The following is a 14480-nucleotide window of genomic DNA, read 5'->3' as shown; positions in this document are numbered from 1 at the left end:
CCATGGCCGCAATGACCGCCGATGAGATGCGGTCGATCGAGGAGCGCTTTCCCCAAGTGTTCCGGCGGCCCTTGTACAAACGCTTCGGCCCGCTGGTCCTGTTCACAGGCATCCTGCTCTATCTCCTCTACGCCTTGTGGTTCTTCAGCCTGCCGCAAGTGCTGAGGGAATCGCACTGGGAGCGCCTGCCGCTCTTCCTGACGCAATGGATCAGCTACGATCTGCAGCCGGAATTCCGTCTCGACCAGCCTCAGATCACACCCAGATACCCGCGTTTTTCGGCGCTCGGCGAAGACCCGCATCCCGATTGGGTCATCACCAACGCCAACGGTTCCTACACCATCCTGATCGACGGCCGGGCCAAATCGGTCATCTTCGACAAGACCGAGGCGACGCTGGTCGCCAATGGCCAGACGGTGCCGGTGTCCTTGGCCAGCGGCAAACCGGTAATATCCGGCCCGGTGCCGGAGTGGATCACCGCGCATGACGATGAGATCGTCGCCAGGATGGGCTTTGCCGGCGAGGTCCGTATAACCGTCGATCGCGTCAAGGTCCGCAAGCGCTTCCTCGGCTGGGCGAATTTCGTCTTCGACACACGCTCGCCCTTCTTCGGCAAGTCGCCCGGCGAGGTGGTCTCGTTGCTGGTGTCCGGACCCCAGCTCAAGCCGGGCACATCAAACATTGCGCTGGCCGCCGATAATATCTGGAACAACGCCCAATGGCAGCATGGCGACGTCTGGACGAAGCTGTTCCAGACCATCGTCATGGCGTTTCTCGGCACCTTGCTCGGCGGCATCGTTGCCTTCCCGCTCGCCTTCTTCGCCGCCCGCAACATCACCCCGAGCGGCCTGCTTAGCCAGGTGCTAAAGCGGTTCTTCGATTTCATGCGTTCGGTCGACATGCTGATCTGGGCGCTGTTCTTCACCCGCGCCTTCGGCCCGGGGCCGCTTGCCGGCAGCGCCGCGATTTTCTTCACCGAGATCGGCACGCTCGGCAAAGTCTATTCGGAAGGCCTCGAGAACATCGACGACAAGCCACGCGAGGGCATCCAGTCGACCGGCGCCAACGGCTTGCTGGTGCAGCGCTATGGCGTGCTGCCGGAAGTGATCCCGGTCTTCATCAGCCAGACACTCTATCAGTGGGAATCCAACACCAGGGGCGCGACGATCATCGGCGCCGTCGGTGCCGGTGGCATCGGCCTGAAGCTCTGGGAGGCCATGCGCACCAATTCCAACTGGGCCAATGTCTTCTACATGGTGCTCTTGGTCCTGCTCGTCGTTTTCATCTTCGACAACATTTCCAATTTCCTGCGCCGCCGCTTGAGCAGGACGATCCACGACTACAACCGGATCCAGGCCGGCCAGGGCTGACGGGGGGCGTTGCGCAGGCGTGCGGTTAGGGCGCCTTCCTCCATCCATTCCTGATATGCCTGTAGCCGTCGCGGTAAACAGCTTCCGGGCCTTCGGAAAAGTCGCGCCACACCTTGGTGGCCGCGGCCAGATCCTTCAGCGAACGCCCGAACGCCTCGATCGTCAGCCAATCGTCGTAGCCGCTCTTGCGAATGGCGGAGAAAGTCTCCTTCCAGGGGACGTGGCCGCGGCCCGGCACGCCGCGATCGTTCTCCGAAATATGGATATGGACGATGTTCTTGCGGTTGCGCATATAGGCGCCGATCGGGTCGGCCTCTTCGATGTTGGCGTGGAAGGTGTCGTACATCGCCTTGATGTGCGGCCGGTCGATCGCGTCGATATGCGCCGACAAATCGTCCATCGTGTTGAGCAGATAGCATTCGAAGCGGTTGAGCGCCTCCAGCCCGATGGTGATGCTCTTGTTGCCGGCATAGTCGCCAATGGCGCGTTGCGAAGCGATCGAACGTTTTTTCTCGGCCGCCGTCGGCCCGCTGCCGGAGAAGGCTCCGAGTGTCGAATGCAGCGGGCCGCTCAACGTGTTCGCGCCAAGCGCCTGAGCGCAGTCGATCGCCGATTTCATGTAGTCGATCCCGGCCTTGCGCGTCGAGGCATCCGGCGAGATCAAATTCATCGCCGGATCGCCCATCGCCGAGACGGCGGTGCGTTGCAGCCCGATACGGTCGAGCAGCTCGCCGAGTTTCCTGTAGTTGTCCGGCGTGCCGGAGAAGACCGGTATCTCGACGCCGTCGAAGCCGGTCGCCTTGATGTCCCTCAACAACGGCTCGTGTTTTTTCGAGACACTGGTCGTCCACAACAACATGCACATGCCGATTTTCATCGACGCCCCTCCCCTTTTTACGGCCGGGCTTGCTCCTCCGGCGACTTCGCCACAAGCCCCCTCATCCGGCCGCTTCGTGGCCACCTTCTCCCCGCCGGGGAAAAGAGGTGAACGCCAGCGCCAACGATCTCCTCTCCCCACGAGGAAAGGTCGGATTGCCCCGAATTGCCTTGCAATTCGGCTGGCAATCCGGGTGACGGGGACTCCCATTAACCGGGCGCAGCGATTAAAGCTTCGTCCACGCTCCGTTCTTCTTCGACGACTTCACGCAGGCCTCGATGAAGGCCATGCCCTCGACGCCGTCCTGCACGGTCGGGAAGACGACATCCTTGGCCGGCTTCCCGCCCTTCCGGCGCGCTGCACGAATAGCCCGCGCGGCTTCCTGATAGATGTTGGCGAAACCTTCGAGATAGCCTTCCGGATGCCCTGGCGGAACGCGGCTGACGCGCCCGGCGACGGGGAGCGCGCCGGCGCCATTACGGGTAATCAACTGCTTCGGCTGGCCGAACGGCGTGTACCAGAGATAGTTCGGGTCGGCCTGCACCCATTCGAGGCCGCCCTTCGAGCCGTAGATGCGCAATTTCAACCCGTTCTCGTGGCCGGGCGCCACCTGGCTTGCCCAGATCATTCCCTTGGCCGGGTGCGACCCGCCGACCGGCTTGAAGCGCAGCAGCACATTGATGTTGTCGTCGAGCAGCCTCCCCGGCACGAAGGCATCGAGATCGGCCGACAACGAATCGAGCTCCAGCCCGGAGACGAAACGGGCAAGGTTGTAGGCGTGCGTGCCGATATCGCCCAGCGCACCGCCGGCACCGGCCTGCTTGGGGTCTGAGCGCCACGCAGCCTGCTTCTGGCCGGTGGCGGCCAGATCTTCGGTCAGCCAGTCCTGCGGATATTCCGACTGCACGATGCGGATATCGCCGAGCTGTCCTTTGGCCACCATCTCGCGTGCCTGCCGCACCATCGGATAGGCGGTGTAGTTATGCGTCAGCACAAACACCTTGCCGGTCTTTTCGACCAGAGCCGCAAGCTTCTTTGCCTCGGCCAGCGTCGTCGCCAGCGGCTTGTCGCAGATGACGTGGATGCCGGCCTCGAGAAAAGCCTTGGCGGCCGGCACGTGCACATTGTTCGGCGTGACGATGGCCACCACCTCGATGCCATCCGGCCGCTTGGCCTCGGCCTTGGCCATCTCGGCATAGGAGCCGTAGCTGCGTGCCGGATCGAGCCCAAGCTCGGCCGCCGAGGCCTTGGCGCGCTCCGGATTCGACGACAAGGCGCCGGCAACCAGCACGAACTCGTTATCAATGCGCGCCGCGATGCGGTGCACCGCGCCGATAAAGGCGCCTTGTCCGCCGCCAACCATGCCGTAGCGGATCGGACCGCCTCCCGTTTCCGTCTTCGATGCGCCAACCATGATTTTCTCCCTCGTCACTGAAATATCCCTCCCTTGAGGGGAAGGTGGCCCGCAGGGCCGGGTGGGGTTGGTTCATGCCGAGCTCTACGCCCGGCGACCCCACCCCGATCCGCTGCGTGGATCGACCCTCCCTTCGAGGGGGAGGGATATCTGTGCTAGATCCCCATCATGCCGCGCAGCACCTTTTTATCGGTCGTGCCGCCGGCGAAGTCGTCGAATGCTTTTTCCGTCACCCTGATGATGTGGTGCTGGATGAAGGGAGCGCCTTCGGCCGCACCATCCTCCGGGTGCTTGAGGCAGCATTCCCATTCCAGCACCGCCCATGAATCGTAATTGTATTGGGTGAGCTTGGAGAAGATGCCGCTGAAATCCACCTGCCCGTCACCGAGCGAGCGGAAACGCCCGGCACGGTTGGTCCAGCTCTGGTAACCGGAATAGACACCTTGCCGCCCGGTCGGATTGAACTCGGCATCCTTGACGTGGAACGCCTTGATCCGCTCGTGGTAGATGTCGATGAATTCGAGATAGTCGAGCTGCTGCAGCAGGAAGTGCGACGGGTCGTAGTTGATGTTGCAGCGCTTATGGCCGCCGACCGCATCGAGGAACATCTCGAATGTCGCGCCGTCGAACACGTCCTCGCCTGGATGGATTTCGTAGCCGACATCGACGCCGTTCTCGTCATAAACGTCGAGGATCGGCTTCCAGCGCTTGCCGAGTTCGGCAAACGCTTCCTCGATCAATCCCGCCGGCCGCTGCGGCCAGGGGTAGAGGTATGGGAAGGCCAACGCGCCGCAAAACGACACCGACGCCTTGAGCCCGAGATTCTTCGACGCCTTGGCGGCGAACTTCATCTGTTCGACCGCCCATTGCTGCCTGGCTTTTGGATTGTTGTGCACCGCAGCCGGCGCGAAGCCGTCGAACTGCGCGTCATAGGCGGGATGCACCGCCACCAGTTGCCCCTGCAGATGCGTCGACAGTTCGGTGATCTCGACGCCGGCATCGGCGCAGATGCCCTTCACCTTGTCGCAATAGGCCTTGGAGGAGGCTGCCTTCTCGAGATCGAACAATCGGGCGTCCCATGTCGGGATCTGCACGCCCTTGTAGCCCAGACCAGCCGCCCATTTGGTGATCGAGGCCAGCGAATTGAACGGCGCGGCGTCGCCCGCAAACTGCGCCAGGAACAGACCAGGCCCCTTCATCGTCGTCGGCATCGGCATCTCCCTATGTTTCACGACCAAGCATAGCGCCGATTGAAAACAGGGCCAGCGTCTTTGGTCTCTTTGCACAGCGCGCTCAGCGCCGCTATTCTGGTATTACCAAATGCCGAAATCTGGTCAAGCCATTTGACGCGCTGCCGCGGTCCTGCAACCATGCCGAGTTAGGCCGCATGTTTAAGTATAATCAATAGCATAGACAGGAGCCAACGCTTGATGGCAGCACTTCTTGCCGTCCAGATGAAATTACTGTAGACCTCCCATCAGGCCCAATTGGTCGAACCAGTTTGCAAAAAATGCTGGGACGCCTTGGGGAAGAATCATGCGGCACGCTTCGGCAGAGTGCGCCGCAGGCGAACTGGTACAGGCGATTCTGGGAAGGATAGACCATGCATCTTTCGACGCACAATTGGATGCGGGCGGAGCCGCTGGAAACGACGCTCAAGCGCATCAAGAAATTCGGCTACGAGTCGATCGAGATCTCCGGCGAACCCGATCAGTACAAGCCCAAGGAGACGCGCGCACTGTTGAACGAGTACGGCATTCGCTGCTGGGGAGCGGTGACGCTGATGCTGGGCGAGCGCAATCTCGCCGCCAAGGACCAGGGCCAGCGCGAGCGCTCGGTGCAGTATGTCAAGGACGTGCTGACCATGGTCAGCGAACTTGATGGCGAGATCATCACGCTGGTTCCGGCCACCGTCGGCAAGGTGGTGCCGGACGGCACCGAGGAAGAGGAGTGGAAATGGGTGGTCGACGCCACCCGGGAATGCTTCACCCACGCCAAGAAGGTCGGCGTCAAGATCGCGGTCGAGCCACTCAACCGCTTCGAGACCTATCTGTTCAACCGCGGCGCCCAGGCACTGGCGCTGGCCGATGCGGTCAGCCCCGAATGCGGCGTCTGCCTCGACGCCTACCACATCCACATGGAAGAATTTAACGTCTACGACGCCATCCGGCAGGTCGGCAAGCGCCTGTACGACTTCCATGTCGCCGACAACAACCGCTTCGCCGCCGGCCTCGGGCAGATCGACTGGCCGAAGATCGTCGGCACGCTGAAGGAGATCGGCTATGACGGCGCGCTGACCAATGAATTCGTCGCCCCCGTCGACCGCACGCCGGCTGCCCCCTATCCCGACATGGTCGAACGCAACCCCGTCGACATCTCGCCGGAGCAGCTGAAATTCATTCAGGACCACGGCTCCAGCGTGCTCACGGAGAAATTCTACACCGACCAGATGCGCATCAACGCGGAAACGCTGCTGCCGCTGATCAAGTAGCCGAGCCGTTTGGAAAGAGCCCTTCCGCCTCACCGCGGCCGGGCCGAGGATGAACATGCGCATCAAGACGGTCCAAGCCTGGTGGGTCCGCATACCGATCGAAGCCGCGAAGCAGCACCGCAGCGACTTCGGTCAGGTGGCGACGTTCGACGCCGCCATCCTGCGCATCGAAACCGACGACGGGCTGGTCGGCTGGGGCGAAGGCAAGAATGCCGCCGGCAGCGCCGGCAGCTACGGCGCCCTTGTCCATTTGCTGAACTACGAGGTCGGCCCGCAGCTGGTCGGCCGCGACCCGGCCGACATCGGCGTCATATGGGAGATGCTCTATAATGGCACGCGCCACGACAGCGCCGCTCGCGCCGGCCACGCCATGCCGCAATTGGCGCGACGCGGCATGAGCATCGCCGCTATCAGCGCCGTCGACATCGCATTGTGGGACATTCTTGGCAAATCGCTCGGCGTTCCGGTCTGGCGGCTGCTCGGCGGCCGCAAGCTGGACCGCATGCCGGCCTATGCTTCCGGCGGCTGGGCCACTGCGGAAGCAATTGGCGACCAGCTGCAGTCCTACATCGCCAAGGGCGGTTTCAAGGCGCTGAAGATGCGCGTCGGCGCCATGGACGGCGCCCCACACATCTCGGCCGCTCGCGTCCGTGCCGCCAGACAGGCGCTCGGTCCCGATATCGACCTGATGGTCGACGCGCACGGCACCTACACGGTGGCCGAAGCCAAGCGCTTTATCCATCTCGCCGGCGACCTCGATCTCGCCTGGTTCGAGGAGCCGGTGATCGCCGACGACAAGCCCGGCATGGCCGAGGTGCGCGCCTGCGGTTCGATCCCGATCGCCACCGGCGAAAGCGAGGCGACACGCTATGCCTTCCGCGACCTCGCCGTGCTCAAATCCGCCGATATCTTCCAGCCGGATCCGGCCTTTTGCGGTGGCATCAGCGAGGCGATGAAGATCGGCACCATCGCCAGCGCCTTCAATCTGCGCTTTGCGCCGCATCTTTGGGCCGGCGCACCCTGCTTCTTTGCCGGGCTGCATGTCTGCGCCGCTTCGCCGGCGAGCTTCACCGTCGAATATTCGCTCGGCGCCAACCCGATGATCCACGATCTGATCGAAGAGACTGTCGAAGCAAAGGACGGTATGGTAGCGATCCCTGATAGACCCGGGCTGGGATTCACCATTTCGGAGCGGTTCCTGGAGGCGCACGCGCAACACGGCTGACATGAAAGAAAAGAACCTTCTCGCGGAACTCGCCGCCTATCTGTTCTCCCATTCGGACAAGGAGACGGGCCGCACGCCGTCGGAGCGCGAACTGGCAGAGCATTTCAGTGTCAGCCGCGGCCAGATCCGCGAGGCGCTGGCCATTCTCGAGGCCATGCGCATCGTCGAGCGACGGGCGAAATCCGGCATCTACATCGATACGAAGCAGGCGAGCGTCGAGGCGATGGCGCTGTTCGCCCGCGCCGGCCTGCCGCTCGATCCCGTCCAGATCTACGAGACGGTCGAGTTGCGCAAGATCCACGAGATCAAGGCCGCCGAACTTGCCTGTTCACGCGCCACCGAGGAGAATTTCGAGCGGCTGCGCGAGATCCTGAAGGCCTCCGAGGATCGCATCGCCGCCGGTGAAGGGCTTGCCCGGGAAGACCGCGAGTTCCACCTCGAGATCGTGCGGGCGACCAAGAACAGCGTCTTCCACAATATCTGCAGCGTCTACTACATGATGGGTGAACTGCGCCTGCCGATCTATTTCAACGATCCCGAACGCAGCGTGCGCTCCCATGCCGAGCATATCCAGATCTACGAGGCGCTGCTGCGCCGCGACGGCAATCTCGCCCAGGCGCTGATGAGCGCCCACCTGCAAGGCGCGGAAAGCTACTGGAAGGGGCTGATCGAGGGGCGTGGGGCGGAACCGGAAAGCCCTGCGCTCGAAAAGGCCTGAAATGCCCAAGATCCTGTCAACACACAGACTGCACCCTCGTGCCGCTTCCATGCTGACCGGGGCCGGCGAACTCGTCGTTGCTTCCGCCCTCGATGCGGCCACGCTGGCCGCCGAGGCGAGGAACGCCGATGTCATCATCGTTCGCGCTCCCTTGCCTGCGGCGCTTTTCGAAGGCGCGAAGAAGCTCAGGGCCGCAATCCGCCACGGCGCCGGGCTGGACATGGTACCGATGGAAGCGGCCAATGCGGCCGGCGTGCTGGTGGCGAATGTGCCGGGGGTGAACGCGCGATCTGTCGCCGAATATGTGATGTTCGCGGCGCTGGCGCTGCTTAGGCGCTTCCGTGTGTTGGACCGCGACTTGCGTGCGAAGGGCTGGCTGGCGGGCCGCGAACACACGGTGGTAGCCAGCGAGCTAGCGGGCAAGACGATCGGCATTGTCGGCCTCGGCGCGATCGGTCAGGCGGTTGGCCACATCGCCGCCCATGGGTTCGATCTGAATGTGGTGGCGACGACGCGCAGCATGCGGCCGGCGCCGGACAGGGTCGGCTTCCTGTCGATCGATGCACTCATCGAGCAGAGCGACATCATCGTTCTGTGCTGCCCGCTGACGCCCGAAACACGGGGGCTGATCAGCCGCGAGCGCATTGCGCGGATGAAGCCGGATGCGCTGCTGATCAATGTTTCGCGCGGGCCGGTGATCGATGACGACGCGCTGATCGAGGCCTTGCAGAAGGGGCGCATCGGCGGCGCTGCGCTCGATGTTTTTGCTACACAACCGCTACCGCCCAACCATCCTTATTTTGGCTTCGACAACGTCATCGTCACCCCGCACATGGCTGGGATTACCGAGCAGTCGATGATGCGCATGGGCGTCGGCGCGGCTGGCGAAGCCTTGCTGGTGCTGGCCAACAGATTGCCGGTCAATCTGCGCAACCCCGAAGTGGTCGAGCACTACCGGCGGCGGTTCCCTGCCGATTTCTGAAAGCGCCCCAATTTTCCCGAATTCGCCGGCGATGGTGCCGGCATGGCAAGCGTCACAAAATTTCTGCTGACCGCCGGCTTCTGCGTGGCGACGGCGCAAGCCTTCGCCAACGAACAGGGCAGCTACGTGTTCTGCGACAACGGCATACGCTGCCTGGCGGCGCCCTGTCCATCGAACAGCGCACTCGACCTTGCTGCTGGGAAGCTCATCAAAGGCGTTTCAATCGACATCGATCGCCTGCCGCAACAAGACAAGGCGCTCGATCTTTCAGACAAGCTCTATGCCGGCAAGGTCGTTGTTGTCGGCTCGATCGAGAACCGTACCCGGACCTTCAACGGCAAGCGGTACACCCTGCCTTGGCTGGTCGCCACCAGCATCGAACGCGCCGCCAAGGACAGCGAACGCGGCCACTGCTCGTCGCGCTGACACGCGCTATCCGATCAATTTGCAAGCAGCTCCTCCACGCCGGCTGCGATGCGCAGCAGGTGGTGGTCATGGCCATTGCGCGCCACCAGCATCAGCCCGGCCGGACGCGTCATTCCGGGCATCGGCAGCGAGATGGCTGATAGATCGAACTGGTTGGCGACCTGCGTGTTGCGCAGCAGAAGGCCTTCCATCCTGTTGCACAGCGCCTCGTCGCTGGTCATCGACACGATCGTCGGCGCCGTCACCGGTGTGGTCGGCAGGGCCAGCACGTCGACCGACGCCAGCCGGTCATCCATCGCGGCGGCCAGCGCCGTGCGGCGGCGCATTGCCCTGATATAAACCGTGGCCGGAATGGCGGCGGCGCGCGACAATGGCCCGCTTACCCGCGGGTCGACCGGCCTCGTCGCTCCCGCCGCCAGCCAGTCGGCATGGATCTCCGCCCCTTCCATCGCCGCGATCGACGCGCGTTGGGTTGCCACGCGCAGATCGGCAAGCAGGTCGTCGATCGACAGCTCCACAAGCCGTGAGCCGCTAAGCTCTATCTTGCGCAGACACCGGTCGAACGTCGTCGCGACCTCTTCCTGCGTATCATCGAACAGCACGCCGCGCGCAATACCGATGCGCAGGCCGTCCAGCGGCAGCGGCAACAGTGCCGCCAGGTTTTCGCCCGACATCACTGCATCGGCCGCGGCACATTCGGCGACGGTGCGGGCCAGCGGACCGATCGAGTCCAGCGTGGCTGACAGCGGAAACGCACCCGCAAGCGGCACGCGCCGCGCAGTCGGCTTGAAACCGACGACGCCATTCAGCGATGCCGGAATGCGCACCGAACCACCGGTATCGGAACCGATGGAGATTTCGCTGGTGCCTTCGCCCACCGAAACGCCGGCGCCTGAGGAGGAGCCGCCCGGAATACGGCTGGCATCGCTAGCATTGCCGGGCGTGCCATAATGTGGATTGACGCCGATTGCAGTAAAGGCGAACTCGGTCATGTTGGTCTTGCCGAGGATGATTGCACCGGCCTGGCGCAACTGTTGCACGACAATGGCATCCCGCAGCGCCGGCGCTGCGTTGGCGAGCAGCAGAGAGCCGGCCGTGGTCGGCTCGCCGGCGACATCGAACAGATCCTTGATCGAGACGATCGCCCCATCGAGCGGCCCGAGCGTGACGCCGGCTTTTCGCCGCGCATCGGTGGCGTCCGCCGCCGCCCGTGCGACTTCCGGGTAGAGCTTTACGAAAACCCTCTCATCGTCGACGCGAGCGGCAAGAGGCGAAAGAATTGCTTCGAGGTGATCGCGGGCTGATTGCATTTTTCGGTGTCGGACTCCGCGCGCTTGCAACGTCTTAAGGTAGCAGCCAGAAACTGGCCGCAGGAGACATAGCCCGGCGCGGTCGGATTTGCACCTGTCGAACCGAAGGAGGAAGGCCCGATGCTCTACCAAGGCAGCTGCCACTGCGGCAAGGTCGCGTTCGAGGTCGAAGGCGAGCTGACCGGAGCCGTTCGGTGCAATTGCTCGATCTGCTCGCGCAAGGGTGCACTGTTATGGGCAGTTCCGCATGAGAGCATGCGGGTGCTTGCCTGGGGCGATGATCTCGGCCGCTACAGCTTCGGCAACCATGTCATCGCCCACCGCTTCTGCCGCAGCTGCGGCATTCACCCCTTCGCCGAGGATGTCGGCGAAGGGAGCGGGCGAAGTGCCTATATCAATATCAATTGCATCGAGGCGTTGGACGTCGCCGCCGTGCCGGTCTTCGACTTCGACGGCCGTTCCGTTTAGGCCTTGGGGTCGTCGATCGGCTTGGGGCCAAGGAAGAACGCCGCCAGTGCCGCAAGCAACGTCGCCGCCGCGCAATAGGCGAAGGCGGTGGCAACGCCGGTATTGTCGACCAGCAGGCCGCCGAAGACGGCGCCCAACGCGATGGCGACCTGGAACGTCATAACCATGAGCCCACCGGCGCTTTCCGCCTGATCGGGGGCGGCCCGCACCAGCCAGGTCTGCAGCCCGACTGGGACGGCGCCGAAGGCAAAGCCCCAGCTGGCCACTGCTATTGCAGCCACGACGGGTGAACCTCCGACCACCAGCAGCAGGAGCGCCGAAAACGCGATCAGCAGGGGCGCCAGGCTGACGGCTGCCTTGAGGCTGCGTTCGGCAATTAAGCCGCCGGCAAAATTGCCGAAGAAGCCACCAATGCCGTAGGCGAGCAGCACAAGCGAGATCGTCTCGATGTCCAGCGCGGGCACCTTCTCGAGAAACGGGCGGACATAGGTGAAGCCGGCAAAATGTCCCGAGGCGACCAGTAGTACCACCAGCAGTGCCACCCTGATCATCGGCCGCTTCATCACCTCCAGCAGCGTGCGAAAACCGCCGTACCTGCAGGCGGCAGCTTCGGAATGGTAGCCACCTGCACCAGCAGCGCCAGCGCTCCGACCACGGCGGCGATCATGAACGCCGTCCGCCAGCCCCAGATGTCGCCGACATAGGCGCCGACCGGAGCCGCGCAGACCGTCGCCACCGAAACGCCGGTGAGAATGATCGACATGGCGCGCGGCATCAGCCGCATCGGAACGAGCCGCATCGCCATGGCTGCCGACATCGACCAGAAGCCGCCAAGACTGATCCCGAGCATGATGCGGGCAATCAGAAGAACGGGAAGCGAGGACGCAAACGCGGCCACCAGGTTTGACAGCACAAGCAGCACCGTCAGCGCCCACATGACCAACCTGCGGTCCAGCCGCTTGGTGACAATGGCCATGGTCGGCGCCGCAATCGCGCCAATGACGGCGGTTGCCGTTACCGCCTGCCCGGCGGCGCCTTCGGTGATGCCGAGATCCTGCGCAAGCGGCGTCAGCAGGCTGGCAGGCAGAAATTCCGCGGTCACCAGGCCGAAGACTCCGAGCGCCAGGGAGACCACTGCCCCCCATGCGGGCTCGGATCGTTCGCCGGTTTCCGATGGGTCGAGAACGGCGTCCATGACGCCTGTCGCGGGTTCGGTCATGAGGGATCTCCGATCTGGTTGCAGCGCAGCATCTGGCTGCAGTGCAACATAGGGAGTGACTGTCTGGAGTTTCCATGCTAGAAACACCATTATGCTTGACCGTTCGTCCAAAATCCCCGTCACCGGTGATCCGCTGACAGACATATTGCGCGGATTGCGCCTCGAAGGCGTCGATTACGGCCGTTGCGAGATGAAGGAACCCTGGGGCATCCATTTTCCGGCTCAGGCGGCGGCACGGTTTCATTTCATCGGCCGCAAAGGCTGCTGGTTGCTGCAGCCGTCCGGCGAATGGGTGGAACTGAAGGCTGGCGACGCGGTATTGTTGCCGCGCGGCTCAGCCCACACGCTGGCGAGCGAGCCGGGTACCGAGGCGGCGCCGATCCACGGCTATGAGGTCGAGGAAATCTGCAAGGGTGTCTATTGCATGTCGAATGACGGCATGCCCGGCTGCCGTCCGGGGACCTTGCTGTTTTTCGGCAGCATGTATTTCAATCTCGATGGCTTGCACCCCTTGCTCGGCATGATGCCGGACGTGATGCGCGCACATGAGTTGGAGGCCTATGAGCCAGGTATCCCGCATTTGCTGGAAGCGATGGCCCGCGAGGTGACGATGGAGCGCGTCGGCTCCGGCGGCATCCTGGCGCGGCTGGCCGATGTGCTCGCCGCGACCGTCATCCGCTCATGGGTCGAGCGCGGCTGCGGCGACTCTTCCGGATGGATTGCGGCGGTCAGGGACCGCGAGATCGGGCGGGTGCTGGCCGCGATCCATCTGGAACCGAACCGCGACTGGACGGTGGAAGCTCTGGCGAAGATGATGGGTGCCTCGCGATCAGGTTTCGCCGAGCGCTTCGCAACCATTGTCGGCGAAACACCGGCAAAGTACGTCACGCAGGTGCGGATGCACCAGGCGAGGCAATGGCTGGTCCGCGACCGGCTCAAGATTTCCGTCGTCGCGGCTCGTCTCGGCTACGAATCGGACGCCTCCTTCAGCCGCGCCTTCAAACGGGTCATCGGATCGCCGCCTAGCCATTTCCGGGCCGAGGAACAGGCTGATATCCGCCAGGCCGGCTAAACGTTGGCCGGGTTATTGCTCGGTGATGCAGGCCGAGCCGGCGCTGCTCTTGCAATATTTACCGGAAGCCCCGCACCTGCCATCCGAGACTTCCACGACGGTGCCGCTCAACAACAGCTTGCAGTCGCTGGTGGACAGATTGACCGTGCCGTTGAGATCCTTGATCTTCTTGGCGTCGACCTTCGCGCCGGCGACAACTTTCTTGGCTGCCTGCGCCTCGCCCAGATGCGCCGCCGACAATCCCATACCGGCGACGAGTAGGATCGTCGCAAAACCGCGAAATAGAGTTCCCATAGCCAACCCTCCGTTTTGGGCCTCCAAATTGGGCTTGCAAAGCCCGTTTGGGACCAAAGGATCAGCCTATTCGACAAATCGGAGCATCCGCATCCCCCGTATGGGGGATGACGGGAAGACTCGAGCATTTAGCAGCCAAGGGAATCACTCGACGTCGCACAAATGCGGCTAAAACACATGGTTTAGAGCGGTATGCACGGCTCGATTTGAACGCATCCGTTCTAGCTGCAGCAAAGAGGCTTGTACTTAGCCGGCGTGACGCAGGCTTATTCCGCTGCCCTTGTCGAACAGCACCACCTTGTCCGGGTTCCAGGCAAAGCGCACCGGCTGCTCTATCTGCACGTCGGTCCTGGCCGGCACGGTGGCGCGCAGCATGGTGTCGCCGACCCGCAGCGTCAGGATCTTTTCGACGCCATGGTTCTCGACATCGTGGACCCGCGCCTCGACCGGCGCGCCGGTCTCGAGATAGACGTCTTCAGGGCGAATTCCGAAGACGAGCGGGCGACCGTCGGTCGCCGCGCCCGTCTTTTGGGGGGGGGGGGGGGGGGGGGGGGGGGGGGGGGGGGGGGGGGGGGGGGGGGGGGGGGGGGGGGGGGGGGGGGGGGGGGGGGGGG

General features: G+C 63.5%; 14 protein-coding genes and 1 pseudogene. 8 read left to right on the top strand and 7 right to left on the bottom strand.

What is annotated here, in order from left to right; translation table 11 throughout:
• Positions 1-2: 2 nt before the first annotated feature.
• The gene (gene phnE, locus NKH67_RS23320) at positions 3-1370 is read left to right on the top strand and encodes a phosphonate ABC transporter, permease protein PhnE (RefSeq protein WP_352502606.1); all 1368 of its coding nucleotides are present in this window, start codon (positions 3-5) and stop codon (positions 1368-1370) included.
• Positions 1371-1395: 25 nt separating this feature from the next.
• On the opposite strand, the gene NKH67_RS23315 is transcribed toward phnE, so the two are convergent.
• The 3 genes from NKH67_RS23315 to NKH67_RS23305 form a co-directional block, all read right to left on the bottom strand.
• Entirely contained in the window at positions 1396-2247 is an 852-nt protein-coding gene (locus NKH67_RS23315) for a sugar phosphate isomerase/epimerase family protein (RefSeq protein ID WP_352502605.1), read from the bottom strand.
• Between the two features lie 226 nt (positions 2248-2473).
• Positions 2474-3661, bottom strand: coding sequence for a Gfo/Idh/MocA family protein (locus NKH67_RS23310; RefSeq protein ID WP_352502604.1), 1188 nt, complete (start codon positions 3659-3661; stop codon positions 2474-2476).
• A 155-nt stretch (positions 3662-3816) separates the two neighbouring features.
• Entirely contained in the window at positions 3817-4872 is a 1056-nt protein-coding gene (locus NKH67_RS23305; RefSeq protein WP_352474077.1) for a sugar phosphate isomerase/epimerase family protein, read from the bottom strand.
• A gap of 392 nt (positions 4873-5264) precedes the next feature.
• On the opposite strand from NKH67_RS23305, the gene NKH67_RS23300 reads away from it, so the two are divergent.
• From NKH67_RS23300 to NKH67_RS23280, 5 genes are read left to right on the top strand one after another with little or no spacing between them, the layout of a single operon-like run.
• On the top strand, positions 5265-6152 hold the full coding sequence (locus NKH67_RS23300; RefSeq protein WP_352448392.1) for a sugar phosphate isomerase/epimerase family protein: 888 nt from the start codon (positions 5265-5267) through the stop codon (positions 6150-6152).
• 55 nt (positions 6153-6207) lie between these two features.
• Positions 6208-7377: a mandelate racemase/muconate lactonizing enzyme family protein gene (locus tag NKH67_RS23295; protein WP_292661184.1), complete on the top strand. Its 1170-nt coding sequence runs from the start codon at positions 6208-6210 to the stop codon at positions 7375-7377.
• Between the two features lies 1 nt (position 7378).
• The gene (locus NKH67_RS23290) at positions 7379-8095 is read left to right on the top strand and encodes a FadR/GntR family transcriptional regulator (RefSeq protein ID WP_292661187.1); all 717 of its coding nucleotides are present in this window, start codon (positions 7379-7381) and stop codon (positions 8093-8095) included.
• A gap of 1 nt (position 8096) precedes the next feature.
• The gene (locus NKH67_RS23285) at positions 8097-9077 is read left to right on the top strand and encodes a hydroxyacid dehydrogenase (protein ID WP_352502603.1); all 981 of its coding nucleotides are present in this window, start codon (positions 8097-8099) and stop codon (positions 9075-9077) included.
• 42 nt (positions 9078-9119) lie between these two features.
• Positions 9120-9503, top strand: coding sequence for a hypothetical protein (locus NKH67_RS23280; RefSeq protein WP_352474072.1), 384 nt, complete (start codon positions 9120-9122; stop codon positions 9501-9503).
• Between the two features lie 14 nt (positions 9504-9517).
• On the opposite strand, the gene NKH67_RS23275 is transcribed toward NKH67_RS23280, so the two are convergent.
• On the bottom strand, positions 9518-10813 hold the full coding sequence (locus tag NKH67_RS23275; RefSeq protein WP_352502602.1) for an amidase: 1296 nt from the start codon (positions 10811-10813) through the stop codon (positions 9518-9520).
• A gap of 120 nt (positions 10814-10933) precedes the next feature.
• Between NKH67_RS23275 and NKH67_RS23270 the strand changes: the two genes are divergently transcribed.
• A complete protein-coding gene (locus tag NKH67_RS23270) occupies positions 10934-11281 on the top strand; it encodes a GFA family protein (protein WP_023675184.1) in 348 nt (115 codons plus the stop codon).
• Here the strand turns inward: NKH67_RS23270 and NKH67_RS23265 are convergent.
• A pseudogene (locus tag NKH67_RS23265) lies at positions 11278-12500 on the bottom strand (MFS transporter). The gene NKH67_RS23270 and the pseudogene NKH67_RS23265 sit on opposite strands and share 4 nt — an antisense overlap.
• A gap of 91 nt (positions 12501-12591) precedes the next feature.
• Here NKH67_RS23265 and NKH67_RS23260 point away from each other — a divergent pair.
• On the top strand, positions 12592-13572 hold the full coding sequence (locus tag NKH67_RS23260; protein WP_352474069.1) for an AraC family transcriptional regulator: 981 nt from the start codon (positions 12592-12594) through the stop codon (positions 13570-13572).
• 12 nt (positions 13573-13584) lie between these two features.
• Here the strand turns inward: NKH67_RS23260 and NKH67_RS23255 are convergent, their stop codons facing one another.
• Both NKH67_RS23255 and NKH67_RS23250 read right to left on the bottom strand, forming a co-directional pair.
• Entirely contained in the window at positions 13585-13866 is a 282-nt protein-coding gene (locus NKH67_RS23255; RefSeq protein ID WP_352474067.1) for a hypothetical protein, read from the bottom strand.
• Positions 13867-14112: 246 nt separating this feature from the next.
• A partial coding sequence (locus NKH67_RS23250) for a TOBE domain-containing protein (protein WP_353031868.1) occupies positions 14113-14480 on the bottom strand: 368 nt, incomplete at its 5' end.

This window comes from Mesorhizobium sp. M0968 (genome assembly GCF_040319065.1).
In the GTDB taxonomy this organism is placed as follows: domain Bacteria; phylum Pseudomonadota; class Alphaproteobacteria; order Rhizobiales; family Rhizobiaceae; genus Mesorhizobium.
Note: the sequence above shows the minus strand (reverse complement) of the source record. Positions and strands in the feature narration are given on the sequence as shown.

Bases quoted from the DNA above. Each gene is read 5' to 3' on its own strand.
- phnE (WP_352502606.1), top strand. From the start codon at position 3: ATGGCCGCAATGACCGCCGATGAGATGCGGTCGATCGAGGAGCGCTTT.
- NKH67_RS23315 (WP_352502605.1), bottom strand. From the start codon at position 2,247: ATGAAAATCGGCATGTGCATGTTGTTGTGGACGACCAGTGTCTCGAAA.
- NKH67_RS23310 (WP_352502604.1), bottom strand. From the start codon at position 3,661: ATGGTTGGCGCATCGAAGACGGAAACGGGAGGCGGTCCGATCCGCTAC.
- NKH67_RS23305 (WP_352474077.1), bottom strand. From the start codon at position 4,872: ATGCCGACGACGATGAAGGGGCCTGGTCTGTTCCTGGCGCAGTTTGCG.
- NKH67_RS23300 (WP_352448392.1), top strand. From the start codon at position 5,265: ATGCATCTTTCGACGCACAATTGGATGCGGGCGGAGCCGCTGGAAACG.
- NKH67_RS23295 (WP_292661184.1), top strand. From the start codon at position 6,208: ATGCGCATCAAGACGGTCCAAGCCTGGTGGGTCCGCATACCGATCGAA.
- NKH67_RS23290 (WP_292661187.1), top strand. From the start codon at position 7,379: ATGAAAGAAAAGAACCTTCTCGCGGAACTCGCCGCCTATCTGTTCTCC.
- NKH67_RS23285 (WP_352502603.1), top strand. From the start codon at position 8,097: ATGCCCAAGATCCTGTCAACACACAGACTGCACCCTCGTGCCGCTTCC.
- NKH67_RS23280 (WP_352474072.1), top strand. From the start codon at position 9,120: ATGGCAAGCGTCACAAAATTTCTGCTGACCGCCGGCTTCTGCGTGGCG.
- NKH67_RS23275 (WP_352502602.1), bottom strand. From the start codon at position 10,813: ATGCAATCAGCCCGCGATCACCTCGAAGCAATTCTTTCGCCTCTTGCC.
- NKH67_RS23270 (WP_023675184.1), top strand. From the start codon at position 10,934: ATGCTCTACCAAGGCAGCTGCCACTGCGGCAAGGTCGCGTTCGAGGTC.
- NKH67_RS23260 (WP_352474069.1), top strand. From the start codon at position 12,592: ATGCTTGACCGTTCGTCCAAAATCCCCGTCACCGGTGATCCGCTGACA.
- NKH67_RS23255 (WP_352474067.1), bottom strand. From the start codon at position 13,866: ATGGGAACTCTATTTCGCGGTTTTGCGACGATCCTACTCGTCGCCGGT.